General features: G+C 60.5%; 14 protein-coding genes. 1 reads left to right on the top strand and 13 read right to left on the bottom strand.

Features of this window, described 5'->3' with window-relative positions:
• Positions 1-74: 74 nt before the first annotated feature.
• The 7 genes from AC27VU_RS15760 to AC27VU_RS15730 form a co-directional block, all read right to left on the bottom strand.
• Positions 75-956 (bottom strand): peptidoglycan DD-metalloendopeptidase family protein, encoded by an 882-nt coding sequence (locus AC27VU_RS15760; RefSeq protein WP_003222174.1) that lies wholly within the window; start codon positions 954-956, stop codon positions 75-77.
• A 212-nt stretch (positions 957-1,168) separates the two neighbouring features.
• Positions 1,169-1,804 carry a protein-L-isoaspartate(D-aspartate) O-methyltransferase gene (locus tag AC27VU_RS15755; protein WP_169841266.1) on the bottom strand — a complete coding sequence of 212 codons (636 nt, stop codon included), beginning with the start codon at positions 1,802-1,804 and terminating at the stop codon, positions 1,169-1,171.
• Between the two features lie 41 nt (positions 1,805-1,845).
• A complete protein-coding gene (gene surE / locus AC27VU_RS15750; RefSeq protein WP_003222170.1) occupies positions 1,846-2,595 on the bottom strand; it encodes a 5'/3'-nucleotidase SurE in 750 nt (249 codons plus the stop codon).
• The gene (gene truD, locus AC27VU_RS15745) at positions 2,583-3,641 is read right to left on the bottom strand and encodes a tRNA pseudouridine(13) synthase TruD (protein WP_003222168.1); all 1,059 of its coding nucleotides are present in this window, start codon (positions 3,639-3,641) and stop codon (positions 2,583-2,585) included. Before truD ends, surE begins: the two co-directional genes overlap by 13 nt.
• Positions 3,638-4,111 (bottom strand): 2-C-methyl-D-erythritol 2,4-cyclodiphosphate synthase, encoded by a 474-nt coding sequence (gene ispF / locus AC27VU_RS15740; protein ID WP_007964300.1) that lies wholly within the window; start codon positions 4,109-4,111, stop codon positions 3,638-3,640. The genes truD and ispF overlap by 4 nt, the downstream gene beginning before the upstream one ends.
• A 43-nt stretch (positions 4,112-4,154) precedes the next feature.
• On the bottom strand, positions 4,155-5,000 hold the full coding sequence (gene fghA, locus AC27VU_RS15735; RefSeq protein ID WP_488724397.1) for an S-formylglutathione hydrolase: 846 nt from the start codon (positions 4,998-5,000) through the stop codon (positions 4,155-4,157).
• Between the two features lie 65 nt (positions 5,001-5,065).
• Entirely contained in the window at positions 5,066-6,178 is a 1,113-nt protein-coding gene (locus AC27VU_RS15730; protein ID WP_003222162.1) for an S-(hydroxymethyl)glutathione dehydrogenase/class III alcohol dehydrogenase, read from the bottom strand.
• Positions 6,179-6,295: 117 nt separating this feature from the next.
• On the opposite strand from AC27VU_RS15730, the gene AC27VU_RS15725 reads away from it, so the two are divergent.
• Positions 6,296-7,192: a LysR family transcriptional regulator gene (locus AC27VU_RS15725; protein WP_103486008.1), complete on the top strand. Its 897-nt coding sequence runs from the start codon at positions 6,296-6,298 to the stop codon at positions 7,190-7,192.
• Between the two features lie 143 nt (positions 7,193-7,335).
• Here the strand turns inward: AC27VU_RS15725 and ispD are convergent, their stop codons facing one another.
• The 6 genes from ispD to tilS all read right to left on the bottom strand — a co-directional run bounded on the left by ispD (position 7,336) and on the right by tilS (position 14,020).
• Positions 7,336-8,043: a 2-C-methyl-D-erythritol 4-phosphate cytidylyltransferase gene (gene ispD, locus AC27VU_RS15720; RefSeq protein ID WP_262142721.1), complete on the bottom strand. Its 708-nt coding sequence runs from the start codon at positions 8,041-8,043 to the stop codon at positions 7,336-7,338.
• Positions 8,040-8,318: a cell division protein FtsB gene (ftsB, locus tag AC27VU_RS15715; protein ID WP_003222158.1), complete on the bottom strand. Its 279-nt coding sequence runs from the start codon at positions 8,316-8,318 to the stop codon at positions 8,040-8,042. The genes ispD and ftsB overlap by 4 nt, the downstream gene beginning before the upstream one ends.
• Before the next feature lie 171 nt (positions 8,319-8,489).
• Positions 8,490-9,779, bottom strand: coding sequence for a phosphopyruvate hydratase (gene eno / locus AC27VU_RS15710; protein WP_003222156.1), 1,290 nt, complete (start codon positions 9,777-9,779; stop codon positions 8,490-8,492).
• A gap of 156 nt (positions 9,780-9,935) precedes the next feature.
• Positions 9,936-10,781, bottom strand: a complete 846-nt coding sequence (kdsA, locus tag AC27VU_RS15705; RefSeq protein WP_003222154.1) for a 3-deoxy-8-phosphooctulonate synthase — start codon at positions 10,779-10,781, stop codon at positions 9,936-9,938.
• A gap of 4 nt (positions 10,782-10,785) precedes the next feature.
• Complete coding sequence (gene pyrG, locus AC27VU_RS15700) at positions 10,786-12,417, bottom strand: CTP synthase (protein ID WP_003222153.1); 1,632 nt, start codon at positions 12,415-12,417, stop codon at positions 10,786-10,788.
• A 274-nt stretch (positions 12,418-12,691) separates the two neighbouring features.
• Positions 12,692-14,020, bottom strand: a complete 1,329-nt coding sequence (tilS, locus tag AC27VU_RS15695) for a tRNA lysidine(34) synthetase TilS (RefSeq protein WP_488724396.1) — start codon at positions 14,018-14,020, stop codon at positions 12,692-12,694.
• Positions 14,021-14,123: the final 103 nt, after the last annotated feature.

Below are 14,123 nucleotides of genomic sequence, written 5' to 3'. Positions count from 1 at the left end.
GCTCAAGCGACGCCTTTATCCTTGGCAGCGCTGGAGCCTGTCCCCTCTACGCGACGGAACAGGCTGGCCTCAAATCAACGTTTGGGCAGGAACTGCAGCGGATCTACAGGTTTACCTTGTCGGCGAATCTCAAAATGCAGTTTCACCCGGTCTGTACCCGTTGACCCCATTTCGGCAATTGTCTGTCCGACCTTGACCTGCTGCCCCTCCCGTACCAACAGCCTGCGGTTATGTCCGTAGGCACTGACGTAGGTTTCGCTGTGTTTGATGATGACTAATTCGCCGTAGCCCCTTAAGCCACTCCCGGCGTAAACCACCGTCCCATCAGACGCAGCTAAAACAGGCTGTCCCAAATCTCCGGCGATATCAATTCCTTTATTCAAACTACCGTTTGAAGAGAATTTTCCAATCAGAATGCCATTAGATGGCCATCCCCAGCCGGTCGGGGCCGGACCCGGTGGAGGCAGTGGAGCAGGTGCCGATTTACTGGCGACGGACGGTGCAGCCCCCGCAGAACCAGCACCGGAGCCGGTCACCGTGGTGGTCGTCGTGCCATTCGCCTGGCGCCGGATTACCGTAGTTTTGCTCGACGATGATGGCGCGGAACCACCGTTGCTCACAACCGCCGTCGGCGTTGAACCGGTACGGCCGTCAAAGCGAATTGTCTGACCCGGGTGGATCGTATACGGCGTAGGAATATTGTTCCGGGCAGCGAGGGCTTTGTAGTCCCAGCCGTAGCGAAAAGCGATGGAAAACAGCGTATCGCCCGGACGGACTACATACTGCCCGGTCGTGACGGCCGGACGCTGGGCCGCCGCACTGTTGCGATCGACCACCCGCACGTTGCTCGATTTGGTGCTGGAGCAACCGACCAGCAAGGTGCTCAAGACAAGGCCAGTCACCAGGCGCTGAAAGCTCGTGTTACCCATACGCTGCGCAATGACTGTGAGACTCACCCGCCGCTCCCTTTGTGGTGGCTGAAAAAATTTGGAATGCCCATTCAGGCATGAGGTGTCGCAAGTATAACGGGCCGCGCCGTCTTTACCTTTAATGAAGCGAAATCGCTGCACGCACACGTTTGCCAAGAACCGATCGACTGCGTTTAAACGCTCGCCGCCGCTGTAAGACCGAAGCCAGCGCCAGGAATTCAGCGCCCGCAAACAAATGCTCAGGCCAGTGGGCCATTGAGCAATGGCACGAAGCGCACCGCCCCCAGAACGTGACGAGAAAAGCCGTGTTCTTCACGCACGATCAGCATCAGTTGCTGCACTTCCCCCGAGCCGACCGGAATCACCATCCGCCCACCCGGTGCCAGCTGATCGAGCAACGCCTGCGGCACATCGGTCGCAACCGCGGTGACGATGATGCCGTTGTACGGCGCCAGCGCCGGCCAGCCTTCCCAGCCATCGCCCCAGCGGAACACCACGTTACGCAGGTTGAGTTCGACCAGACGTTCCTTGGCCCGATCCTGCAAGACCTTGATGCGCTCGACCGAGAACACCCGTTCGACCAGTTGCGACAGCACGGCCGTCTGGTAACCCGAACCGGTGCCGATCTCCAGCACCTTGTCCAGCGGCCCCGCCTCCAGCAGCAGCTCGCTCATGCGCGCCACCATATAAGGCTGGGAGATGGTCTGGTTGTGGCCGATCGGCAGCGCGGTATCTTCGTAGGCACGGTGCGCCAGCGCTTCATCGACAAACAGATGACGCGGCGTACGGCGGATCACTTCCAGCACCTTGGCGTTGGACAGGCCTTCTTCGTAGAGACGCTGGATCAGACGTTCGCGCGTGCGCTGCGACGTCATGCCGATGCCGCTGCGCAGTCTGTCTTCGTGTTCACGAGCCATCAGCGCAGTCCCTCCAGCCAGCCGTCGAGGCTTCTGAAGGCATCGTTGAAGGTGCGATCGAGCTGCAACGGCGTGATCGAGACATAGCCCTGCATCACCGCATGAAAATCAGTGCCCGGGCCGCCGTCTTCGGCATCGCCGGCAGCAGCAATCCAGTAACCGGCCTTGCCCCGCGGATCGACCACTTTCATCGGCGCTGCCGCACGAGCGCGATGGCCCAGACGGGTCAGCTGAATGCCACGAATATGGTCGATCGGCAGATTGGGAATGTTCACGTTCAGCACCGTACGCGGCGGCAGGTCCAGCCCGGCATGGGCCTCGACCAGTTTGCGCGCGAAATGTGCTGCTGTCGCCAGATTGTCCACCTGTCGCGAACACAGCGAGAACGCAAACGAAGGGCGCTCGAGAAAGCGTCCTTCGAGGGCTGCCGCCACAGTGCCGGAATACAGCACGTCATCGCCAAGATTGGCACCGAGGTTGATCCCGGAAACCACCATGTCCGGCTCGCGCTCCAGCAGGCCGTTAAGGCCCAGGTGCACGCAGTCGGTCGGCGTACCGTTGAGGCTGATGAAACCGTTGGCCAGGTATTGCGGGTGCAGCGGACGGTCGAGCGTCAGCGAACTGCTGGCGCCGCTTTTGTCCTGCTCCGGGGCGATAACCACGCATTCGGTGTAATCCGCCAGCGCAGCATAAAGCGCGGCGAGACCGGGTGCGGTTACCCCATCGTCGTTAGAAATCAGAATACGCATGGGCTGTCCGTCTGCCCCACCGGCACCAGATCAACGAGTTCGCGCACCAATACGGTGGCGAAGCATCCGGCCGGGAGGACGAATTCCAGTTGCAGAATGTCAGGCTGGGGATAATGCCACGACAACCCGCCAATGGGCAGTCGCAGGATGCGACGTTCGTGGCTCATTCCGGCATTGATCAACCAATCGCGCAGATCCGCCTCGCGCTCGGCAATCCCCTGCTCCAGATCATGGACAGCGCCGGCAGTCGGTGAGTCACCTTCGCCCCACTGCGGGCCGGTCGGGTGCAGGTCGAGAATCGCCAGGCGCGGATCGCTGCATTCGGCCTCACCGGCCGGGAAGAAACTGCGGCTGTCGGTAAACGCCAGCAGGTCGCCGACCTGCGCCTGCTGCCAGGTGCCATCGGCCACCCGGGCGGCCAGCACCTGATTGAAGAGAAAACTGCGCGCTGTCGACAGCAGCCGCGAACGCACATTGCGCTGCTCCGGCAGTGCCTTGCGCGCCGCCCACGCACGCGCATCGACGACGTTGCCGCCGTCATGGCCAAAACGCTGAGCGCCGAAATAATTGGGAATGCCTTGCCTGGCGATCAGTTGCAGACGCTGCTCGATCGCGTCCTTGTCGCCGGCAAACTGGGTCAGGCGCAAGGTGAAGCCGTTGGCCGAATGCGCGCCGCGTTGCAGCTTGCGCTTGTGGCGCGTGGTCTTGAGGATCTTCAACGTGTCGTTTTCCGCCGCCGACAGATCCGGGTCGGCCTTGCCCGGCAGTTGCACGCTGAACCACTGACGGGTCAGTGCCTGACGATCCTTGAGCCCGGCATAACTGACGGTGCGCAATGGCACGCCGGCGGCCTTGGCGATGCGCCGTGCTGCTTCTTCGGTGTTCAGACCACGCTTTTCGACCCAGATCCACAGGTGTTCGCCATCGCCGCTGAACGGGATATCGAGCACTTCATCGACCTGGAAATCTTCGGCGATGGCTTTCAGTACCGCAGTGCCGAGTGGTTCGCCATAAGCGCGCGGGCCGAGCAATTGCAGTTCGTTCATGCGCGCAGCAACAAGGCAACGGAGTGTACGGCGATGCCTTCTTCGCGACCGACAAAGCCGAGTTTTTCGGTGGTGGTAGCTTTCACGTTCACTTGATCCAGCTCAACTTGCAGATCGGCGGCGATCAACGCGCGCATCGCTTCGATATGCGGGGCCATTTTCGGTGCCTGGGCGACGATGGTGTTGTCGACGTTACCGACTTTCCAGCCTTTGGCGTGAATCAGCGCGACCACATGACGCAGCAGCACGCGGCTGTCGGCGCCCTTGAATTGCGGGTCGGTGTCCGGAAAGTGCTTGCCGATATCGCCCAGCGCGGCCGCGCCGAGCAACGCATCGCTCAAGGCGTGCAGCAGGACGTCACCGTCGGAATGAGCGAGCAGCCCGAAGCTGTGTGCAATGCGCACGCCGCCCAGAGTAATGAAATCGCCTTCAGCGAAACGGTGAACATCGTAGCCGTGGCCAATACGCATAAAAAAACGCCCCGATTTTTGTCAGGGCGTGATTCTACCTGCATTAGCCGCGCAGAGCGCGTGCGTGATGCTGCAAGTGGTCGTCTATGAAGCTTGAGATGAAGAAATAGCTGTGGTCGTAGCCCGGTTGCAGGCGCAACGTCAGCGGATGATCCGCTTGTTTTGCCGCTTGTTGCAGGGCTTCGGGTTTGAGCTGCGTGGCGAGGAAGTCATCGCGATCACCCTGATCGACCAGCAACGGCAGTTTCTCGTCGGCTTCAGCGATCAGCGCGCAGGCATCCCATTCTTTCCACTTGGAACGGTCTTCACCCAGATAGCGGGAGAATGCTTTCTGCCCCCACGGACAATCCATCGGGTTGTTGATCGGCGAAAACGCCGACACCGACTGGTAACGCCCCGGATTGCGCAGCGCACAAACCAGTGCACCGTGGCCGCCCATGGAATGGCCGCTGATGCTGCGTTTATCCGACGCCGGGAAATGCGCTTCAACCAATGAAGGCAATTCCTGCACGACATAGTCATGCATCCGATAGTGTCGCGACCACGGTTCCTGCGTGGCATTCAGGTAGAACCCGGCTCCGAGGCCGAAATCCCAGGCGCCATCCGGATCACCCGGCACATCCGGGCCACGCGGACTGGTGTCCGGCGCGACGATGATCAGACCGAGTTCAGCGGCCATGCGCATCGCACCGGCCTTTTGCATGAAGTTCTCGTCGGTGCAGGTCAGGCCGGACAGCCAATACAGCACCGGCAGCTTGCCCCCCTGCTCCGCTTGCGGCGGCAGATACACGGCAAACACCATGTCGCAGCCGAGCACGTCGGAACGGTGGCGATAGCGCTTGTGCCAGCCGCCGAAACTTTTCTGACAGGAGATGTTTTCCAGACTCATGTAAAGACTCCTACGCGGCCCCGGCTACAAACCTTCAAGGTCTGTAGCTGGGGCGTCGCGATTGATCAGAAATGAATGACGGTACGAATGCTCTTGCCTTCATGCATCAGGTCGAAGGCCTTGTTGATGTCTTCCAGACCCATGGTGTGGGTAATGAAAGTATCCAGCGGAATCTCGCCGCTCTGCGCCATGTCGACATAGCTTGGCAGCTCGGTACGACCACGCACGCCGCCGAACGCCGAACCACGCCAGACGCGACCGGTCACCAGTTGGAACGGACGGGTGGCGATTTCCTGGCCGGCACCGGCAACGCCAATGATCACCGACTCGCCCCAGCCCTTGTGGCAGCATTCCAGCGCGGCGCGCATCAGTTGCACGTTGCCGATGCATTCGAAGGAGAAGTCGACGCCGCCATCGGTCATGTCGACGATCACTTCCTGGATCGGACGATCGAAGTCTTTCGGGTTGACGCAATCGGTGGCGCCCAGCTGCTTGGCGATTTCGAACTTGGCCGGGTTGATGTCGATGGCGATGATCCGCGCAGCCTTGGCTTTCACTGCGCCAATGACTGCCGACAGACCGATGCCGCCGAGACCGAAGATCGCCACGGTGTCACCTGGCTTGACCTTGGCAGTGTTGATCACCGCGCCGATACCAGTGGTCACGCCGCAACCGAGCAGGCAGACTTTTTCCAGCGGCGCATCCTTGGCGATTTTCGCCACGGAGATTTCCGGCAGCACGGTGTACTCGGAGAAGGTCGAAGTCCCCATGTAGTGGAAAATCGTTTGGCCCTTGTAGGAAAAGCGCGAAGTGCCGTCCGGCATCAGGCCTTTGCCCTGAGTAGCGCGAATCGCCTGACACAGGTTGGTCTTGCCCGACTTGCAGAATTTGCACTGACCGCATTCCGGGGTGTACAGCGGAATTACGTGGTCGCCAACCGCAACAGACGTCACGCCCTCGCCGATGGCTTCAACGATCGCACCGCCTTCGTGGCCGAGGATCGACGGGAAGATGCCTTCCGGGTCAGCACCGGACAGGGTGTAGGCGTCGGTGTGGCAAACCCCGGAAGCCACTACGCGCAGCAACACTTCACCGGCCTTGGGCATGGCCACATCGACTTCTACGATTTCCAGCGGCTTCTTGGCCTCGAAGGCAACGGCGGCGCGCGACTTGATCATGCTGACTCTCCAGTGAATCCATTGAATAAAAAAACCAGATCGGCAGTGTAGTACAGCGCGATCTGATGAATAATCCGGGCAAAAGCAAAACATTATTGCCATACAGGGATAATCCCGATGTCGGAAAACCGCTGGGAAGGTATCGACGAGTTCGTCGCCGTCGCCGAATGCAGCCAGTTCACCGCCGCAGCAGAACGCCTCGGGGTTTCGTCCTCGCACATCAGTCGACAAATCGTACGACTGGAGGAGCGATTGCAGACGCGTCTGCTCTATCGCAGTACCCGTCGCGTGGCTCTGACCGAAGCCGGACAGACCTTTCTGCAACATTGTCAGCGCCTGCAGGATGGTCGCGAAGAAGCCCTGCGCGCGGTCGGCGATCTGACCAGCGAACCGAAAGGCATGCTGCGCATGACCTGTGCCGTGGCGTATGGCGAACGGTTTATCGTGCCGCTGGTGACGCGGTTCATGGGGCATTACCCACAACTGCGGATCGATATCGAGCTGACCAACCGCCAGCTCGATCTGGTGCATGAAGGGTTGGATCTGGCGATTCGTCTGGGTCGGCTGCAGGATTCGCGGTTGGTCGCCACCCGCCTGGCGCCGCGTCGGATGTATCTGTGCGCGTCCCCGTCCTACGTTGAACGGTATGGCCGCCCACACAGTTTGTCGGAACTGAGCCGCCACAATTGCCTGATCGGCAGCTCGGATCTGTGGCAACTGGAACAGAACGGGCGGGAATTTTCCCAGCGCGTGCAGGGAAACTGGCGCTGCAACAGCGGGCAAGCGGTGCTGGATGCGGCGTTGCAAGGGGTCGGGCTGTGCCAGTTGCCGGACTATTACGTGCTCGAACATTTGCACAGTGGGGCACTGATTTCTTTATTGGAGGCGCATCAGCCGCCGAATACGGCGGTGTGGGCGTTGTATCCGCAGCAGCGGCATTTGTCGCCGAAGGTGCGCAAACTGGTGGATTTTTTGAAGGAAGGATTGGCCGAGCGGCCGGAGTATCGAAGCTGAGTTATGCGGTGCCTGAGCAGCCGTCTTCGCGAGCAAGCTCGCTCCCACAGGGGATCCTCAGTGGATGCAGATTGGGTGTCAGGCGCGAATCAAAGGTGGGAGCGAGCCTGCTCGCGAAGGCAATCTGACAGGCGCCGCAGCATTCAGCGGCGATTGGCCCAACGCTGACGCAACCACTCCAGGTCTTCCGGCCGGGTGACCTTGAGGTTGTCCGCCCGCCCTTCGATCAGTCGTGGCGCCAGACCGGCCCACTCCATCGCCGAGGCTTCATCGGTAATCAGCGCATCCGCCACCAGACTGTCAGCCAACGCTCGATGCAACGCACCGAGGCGGAACATCTGCGGTGTATACGCCTGCCAGATCACGCTGCGATCAACGGTTTCGAGCACACGACCGTGCTTGTCGACCCGCTTCAGGGTGTCGCGTGCTGGCACGGCCAGTAAACCGCCAACGGCATCGTCCGCCAGTTCAACCAGCAACTTGTCGAGATCGTCACGGCTCAGGTTAGGTCGGGCCGCATCGTGGACCAGCACCCAGTCATCGTCATCGGCACCCTGCGCATGCAAATGCAGCAAGGCATTGAGCACCGACCCGGAACGCTCGGAGCCGCCCTCGACACGCTGAATTCGCGAGTCGCTGGCGCAGGCGAGGTTCGGCCAATAGGGATCATCAACAGCAAGACTGACCACCAGGCCTTTGAGGCTCGGGTGATCGAGGAAACAGCCGAGGCTGTGTTCAAGAATTGTGCGCCCGCCCAGTTGCAGGTATTGCTTGGGACGGTCCGCGGCCATTCGGGCACCGACGCCCGCGGCAGGAATCACGGCCCAGAAGGCCGGCAGAGAATCGATCATTGCGCTAGCTGGTAAAGGGTTTCACCGTCCTTGACCATGCCCAGCTCATGGCGAGCCCGCTCTTCTACGGTCTCCATGCCTTTTTTCAGCTCGCTGACTTCAGCGTCCATCACCCGGTTGCGCTCCAGCAGGGCTTCGTTCTCGGCGTGTTGATCAGCAATCTGCTGATTCAGCTCGGCGACCTGCGCCAGACTGCCATTGCCCACCCACAGGCGGTACTGCAGACCGGCCAGCAGCAAGAGCAAAACGAGAAACAACCAGTAAGGACTGCGCATCGAATATCAGGTATCCAGTGAAAAAAGACAGCCACGCGAAAACTTTGAAACGTCTGATAGCACGAAGCCTGGAAGATCCAGGCTTGTGCATATAAGGCATCAGATTAGTGGCAAATCCATCGCTGTCACGACTTTTCCGACACAATCCGGTGTCTTTTTAACATCTACTGCTTAACCGCGGAACTCGGAGCGACCGTTGTACTTGGCTTTGCCATTCAACTGCTCTTCGATACGCAGCAGTTGGTTGTACTTGGAAACGCGGTCGGAACGGCACAGCGAACCGGTCTTGATCTGGCCAGCCGAGGTGCCCACAGCCAGGTCGGCGATGGTTGAATCTTCGGTTTCGCCCGAACGGTGCGAGATCACGGCGGTGTAACCGGCAGCCTTGGCCATCTGGATGGCTTCCAGGGTTTCGGTCAGGGTGCCGATCTGGTTGAACTTGATCAGGATCGAGTTAGCGATCTTTTTATCGATGCCTTCTTTCAGGATCTTGGTGTTGGTCACGAACAGGTCGTCGCCAACCAGTTGGGTCTTCTCGCCGATCTTGTCGGTGAGGATCTTCCAGCCAGCCCAGTCGGACTCGTCCAGACCGTCTTCGATCGAGATGATCGGATAACGTTCGGTCAGACCTTTCAGGTAGTCGGCGAAACCTTCAGCGGTGAACACCTGGCCTTCGCCGGACAGGTTGTACTTGCCGTCTTCGTAGAACTCGCTGGCTGCGCAGTCCAGCGCCAGGGTCACGTCGGTGCCCAGCTTGTAACCGGCGTTGGCCACGGCTTCGGAGATCACTTTCAGCGCGTCTTCGTTGGAGGCCAGGTTCGGTGCGAAACCGCCTTCGTCGCCAACGGCGGTGCTCAGGCCACGGGCCTTCAGCACGGCTTTGAGGTGATGGAAAATCTCGGTGCCCATGCGCAGACCTTCCGAGAAGGTCTTGGCGCCAACCGGCTGCACCATGAATTCCTGGATGTCGACGTTGTTATCGGCGTGTTCGCCACCGTTGATGATGTTCATCATCGGCACCGGCATCGAGTAGACGCCCGGTGTGCCGTTCAGGTTGGCGATGTGTGCGTACAGCGGCAGATCCTGATCCTGTGCAGCCGCCTTGGCCGCAGCCAGGGACACCGCGAGGATGGCGTTGGCGCCCAGGGTTGCCTTGTTTTCGGTACCGTCGAGCTTGATCATCGCGTGGTCGAGGGCTTTCTGATCGCTTGGGTCAGTGCCCAGCAGCAGATCGCGGATCGGACCGTTGATGTTGGCTACCGCCTTGAGCACGCCCTTGCCCAGGTAACGGCTCTTGTCGCCATCACGCAGCTCGAGCGCTTCACGCGAGCCAGTGGATGCACCGGACGGCGCGCAAGCGCTGCCGATGATGCCGTTGTCGAGAAGCACGTCCGCTTCCACGGTGGGATTGCCACGGGAGTCGAGAACTTCACGACCTTTGATGTCGACGATTTTTGCCATTGTTGTAAACACTCCAAAGTTGACGAAAACGACGCAGCTAGAGGAAATCTTTTTACCGTCGGCAAGTGGTGTGCAGCGGGCAGCTTGCAGACGACAACGCACATGCCCGAGGGCATGTGCGACAAATCGTGCGGTACTTTACCGGAGAAATGAGGTTTACGCGGTTTCTACCGTCGGAAAACTCTTCACCAGTTCGTCCAAAGCTTTGAGCTGGGCCAGAAATGGCTCCAGTTTGTCCAGACGCAAGGCGCAAGGGCCGTCGCATTTGGCGTTGTCCGGATCCGGATGCGCTTCGAGGAACAGACCGGCCAGCGCCTGGCTCATGCCGGCCTTGGCCAGATCCAGAACCTGCGCACGGCGACCGCCGGCGGAGTCGGCACGACCGCCAGGCATTTGCAGCGCGTGGGTCACGTCGAAGAATACCGGGTACTCGAACTGCTTCATGATGCCGAAGCCGAGCATGTCGACCACGAGGTTGTTGTAGCCGAAGCTCGAACCACGCTCGCAGAGGATCAATTGATCGTTACCCGCTTCCACGCACTTGTTCAGGATGTGTTTCATCTCCTGAGGCGCGAGGAACTGGGCTTTCTTGATGTTGATCACAGCGTTGGTCTTGGCCATCGCCACGACCAGATCGGTCTGGCGCGACAGGAAGGCCGGCAGCTGGATGATGTCGCAGACTTCAGCGACGACCGCGGCCTGATCAGGCTCGTGGACGTCGGTGATGATCGGCACGCCGAAGGCTTGCTTGATGTCCTGGAAGATGCGCATGCCTTCTTCCAGGCCAGGACCGCGATACGAGGTCACAGAAGATCGGTTGGCCTTGTCGAAACTGGCCTTGAACACGTAAGGGATACCGAGTTTCTCGGTGACCTTCACGTACTCTTCGCAAACCTGCATGGCCATGTCACGGCTTTCCAGCACGTTCATGCCGCCGAACAGCACCATGGGCTTGTCGTTGGCGATCTCGATGTTGCCAACGCGGATGATCTTCTGTGCCATCGGGTTACGCCTTCTTCTGGTGTTGAGCCAACGCAGCTTTCACGAAACCGCTGAACAGCGGGTGACCGTCACGTGGCGTCGAGGTGAACTCCGGGTGGAACTGGCAAGCGACGAACCATGGATGATCCGGGGCTTCGACCACTTCAACCAGCGCGGCGTCAGCGGAGCGACCGGAGATTTTCAGGCCGGCTTCGATGATTTGTGGCAGCAGGTTGTTGTTCACTTCGTAGCGGTGACGGTGACGTTCAACGATCACGTCCTTGCCGTAGCAATCGTGCACCTTGGAGCCGGCTTCGAGCAGGCATTCCTGAGCGCCAAGGCGCATGGTGCCGCCCAGATCGGACGCTTCGGTACGCACTTCAACGGCGCCGGTGGCGTCTTCCCACTCGGTGATCAGACCCACGACCGGATGGCCGCTGGCGCGATCGAACTCGGTGGAGTTGGCGTCTTTCCAGCCCAGCACGTTACGGGCGAACTCGATGACCGCCACTTGCATGCCCAGGCAGATACCCAGGTATGGAACCTTGTTTTCACGAGCGTACTGAACGGCAGTGATCTTGCCTTCCACGCCGCGCAGACCGAAGCCGCCCGGAACGAGGATCGCGTCGACACCTTCGAGCAGCGCAGTGCCCTGGTTCTCGATGTCTTCGGAATCGATGTAACGCAGGTTGACCTTGGTACGGTTGGTGATGCCGGCGTGACTCATCGCTTCGATCAGCGACTTGTAGGCGTCCAGCAGCTCCATGTACTTGCCGACCATCGCGATGGTGACTTCGTGCTCTGGGTTGAGCTTGGCATCGACGACCTTTTCCCACTCGGACAGGTCGGCGCCATTGCATTGCAGGCCGAAACGCTCGACGACGAAATCGTCCAGACCCTGAGCGTGCAGCACGGCCGGGATCTTGTAGATGGTGTCGACGTCTTCCAGGGAGATCACCGCACGCTCTTCAACGTTGGTGAACAGCGCGATCTTGCGACGCGACGACACATCCACCGGATGGTCGGAGCGGCAGATCAGCACGTCTGGCTGCAGGCCGATCGAACGCAGCTCTTTAACCGAGTGCTGGGTTGGCTTGGTTTTGGTCTCGCCAGCGGTGGCGATGTACGGAACCAGCGTCAGGTGCATCAGCATCGCGCGCTTGGAACCGACTTCCACACGCAGTTGACGGATGGCTTCGAGGAACGGTTGCGATTCGATGTCGCCAACGGTACCGCCGATTTCCACCAGGGCCACGTCGGCATCGCCGGCACCCTTGATGATGCGACGCTTGATTTCGTCGGTGATGTGCGGAATCACCTGGATGGTTGCACCCAGGTAGTCACCACGGCGCTCTTTGCGCAGCACGTGCTCGTAGACACGACCGGTGGTGAAGTTGTTGTTCTGGGTCATGGTCGTGCGGATGAACCGCTCGTAGTGGCCCAGGTCCAGGTCGGTCTCGGCGCCGTCGTGGGTGACGAACACTTCACCGTGCTGGAACGGGCTCATGGTGCCCGGGTCGACGTTGATGTACGGATCCAGCTTAAGCATGGTGACCTTAAGCCCCCGCGCCTCCAGGATGGCCGCCAATGAAGCCGAGGCAATGCCTTTCCCCAATGAAGAAACAACACCGCCCGTGACGAATATGTAGCGCGTCATGAAAAACCCTAGAAGTCTGCGTTAAAGCGGTACGAGCCGCCGGGGAAAGCGAAGGAAGGCCGAAGCCCCCGATCACCTGCATTAATCACAGTGCACCTTTCAAAAAAACCGCCGCGTTGGGACAGACCGGCAGATGAAACACCGGTACGTTGCTCGCTACACATTTTTTGGAATCGCCCAGCAAAGACTGCTTGGTAATCGGCAACTCCTGCAATTCAGGCGAATCCACAGAAGTTGTATCAAGAAGGGAGCGTAGTCTACCGGAATGCCCCTTTCATCTCAAACCTTGATCTTCGTCTGTTGGCTGCCAATGCAATTTCCAGCCGTCCGGCCCCTGCCCGTCAAGGCCCGGCACGTTCGCCACGGCGAGCAATTCTGCGCCGCGAAACAGCAGCGGCAATCTGCCACGGACGAAGCCCGGCACCGCGCGCTCATTGAGCAGGCGCTTGAGATCACGATGGCCGCGCCCCGCCAGATGCATCAGCTCGCCGCCCAGCCGATAGCCAATCCGCAACGGCCCGTCGGGAGTCTGCCCGCTGAACATGACACGCCCGTTATTCGCCAAACGTAGCGCTTTCGACGGGTCAGGCCAATCGACGCCGAGCGCTGGCGCGCGCAGCCAGTCGCCGCTCAGCCACCATAGCCGGCCGGCGCTGCGCTGCAACTCGCCATCGGCCAGACGCCAGACCGGCGATGCATCACTGGCAGCGCCGCAGAGGTTGTCCCAACCCGACCAATGGTCGGTGTCAGGCAGTCGGGTCAGGGGCTCGAGCCAGTGACTGAGCGCATTGCGCTGACGAGCGGCGGACAGGGCGGCCAGCGGCGCCAGTTCCAGCGACGGCAGGCCCAGCCATGCAAACTCACTCGGCGTGGCGGCTTGTGCCAGATCGAGCTGCGCCAACTCATCGAGCAAACCTTGCGCCTCGCGCAGATGCGCCGCGCTGCGAGCCATGCTCGCCTGCGCCTGCGGCCAGCGCGCCGTGAGCAATGGCAACACCTGATGGCGCAGATAGTTGCGCGAGAATTGCCGATCTTCGTTCGACGGGTCGTCGACCCAGCGCAACTGGTGCGCGCGGGCGTAAGCCTCAAGCTCGGTGCGCGTCACGTCGAGCAATGGGCGCAGCAGCGTGCCCTGCCCCAACGGGCGCTGCGCCGGCATCGCCGACAGTCCGCGAACGCCGGCACCGCGTATCAGGCGAAACAGCAAAGTCTCCGCCTGATCATCCCGGTGCTGACCGGTCAGCAACAAATCCCCAGCCTCGGTCAGCGAGGTGAACGCCGCATACCGCGCCTCCCGCGCTGCCCGCTCCAGGCTGGCGCCGGGTTGCACCGTCACCCGCACCACTTGCAACGGGACGTCCAGTGCGTCGCAGACCGACTGACAATGCTCCGGCCACGCATCGGCCGCAGCCTGGAGGCCGTGGTGGATATGGATGGCGCTGAGCGCCGGCAGAGAGTGGTGTTGAGCGAGATGGGCCAGCAGATGCAGGAGGACGGTGGAATCCAGACCGCCGGAGAAAGCCACGCGCCAAGCCTTGGCATTGCGCCAAGCTGCAAGATTGCGCAGAAGCCGGGAAGGCAGATCACTCACGGACTGACCCATATCTTTCTCTTGGCCCAAATCAAATGTGGGAGCGGGCTTGCTCGCGAAGGCGTTTCAACACTCAACACATCTGTCGAATGTTATACCGCTTTCGCGAGCAAGC

It is taken from the genome of Pseudomonas sp. 14P5.3.2 (assembly GCF_057799175.1).
Note: the sequence above shows the minus strand (reverse complement) of the source record. Positions and strands in the feature narration are given on the sequence as shown.

Excerpts from the sequence above, each read along its gene's own strand:
- ispD (WP_262142721.1), bottom strand. The coding sequence starts at position 8,043 with ATGATCGATTCTCTGCCGGCCTTCTGGGCCGTGATTCCTGCCGCGGGC.
- ftsB (WP_003222158.1), bottom strand. The coding sequence starts at position 8,318 with ATGCGCAGTCCTTACTGGTTGTTTCTCGTTTTGCTCTTGCTGCTGGCC.
- pyrG (WP_003222153.1), bottom strand. The coding sequence starts at position 12,417 with ATGACGCGCTACATATTCGTCACGGGCGGTGTTGTTTCTTCATTGGGG.
- kdsA (WP_003222154.1), bottom strand. The coding sequence starts at position 10,781 with ATGGCACAGAAGATCATCCGCGTTGGCAACATCGAGATCGCCAACGAC.
- AC27VU_RS15725 (WP_103486008.1), top strand. The coding sequence starts at position 6,296 with ATGTCGGAAAACCGCTGGGAAGGTATCGACGAGTTCGTCGCCGTCGCC.
- AC27VU_RS15730 (WP_003222162.1), bottom strand. The coding sequence starts at position 6,178 with ATGATCAAGTCGCGCGCCGCCGTTGCCTTCGAGGCCAAGAAGCCGCTG.
- AC27VU_RS15755 (WP_169841266.1), bottom strand. The coding sequence starts at position 1,804 with ATGACGTCGCAGCGCACGCGCGAACGTCTGATCCAGCGTCTCTACGAA.
- surE (WP_003222170.1), bottom strand. The coding sequence starts at position 2,595 with ATGCGTATTCTGATTTCTAACGACGATGGGGTAACCGCACCCGGTCTC.
- ispF (WP_007964300.1), bottom strand. The coding sequence starts at position 4,111 with ATGCGTATTGGCCACGGCTACGATGTTCACCGTTTCGCTGAAGGCGAT.
- tilS (WP_488724396.1), bottom strand. The coding sequence starts at position 14,020 with ATGGGTCAGTCCGTGAGTGATCTGCCTTCCCGGCTTCTGCGCAATCTT.
- fghA (WP_488724397.1), bottom strand. The coding sequence starts at position 5,000 with ATGAGTCTGGAAAACATCTCCTGTCAGAAAAGTTTCGGCGGCTGGCAC.
- eno (WP_003222156.1), bottom strand. The coding sequence starts at position 9,779 with ATGGCAAAAATCGTCGACATCAAAGGTCGTGAAGTTCTCGACTCCCGT.
- truD (WP_003222168.1), bottom strand. The coding sequence starts at position 3,641 with ATGAACGAACTGCAATTGCTCGGCCCGCGCGCTTATGGCGAACCACTC.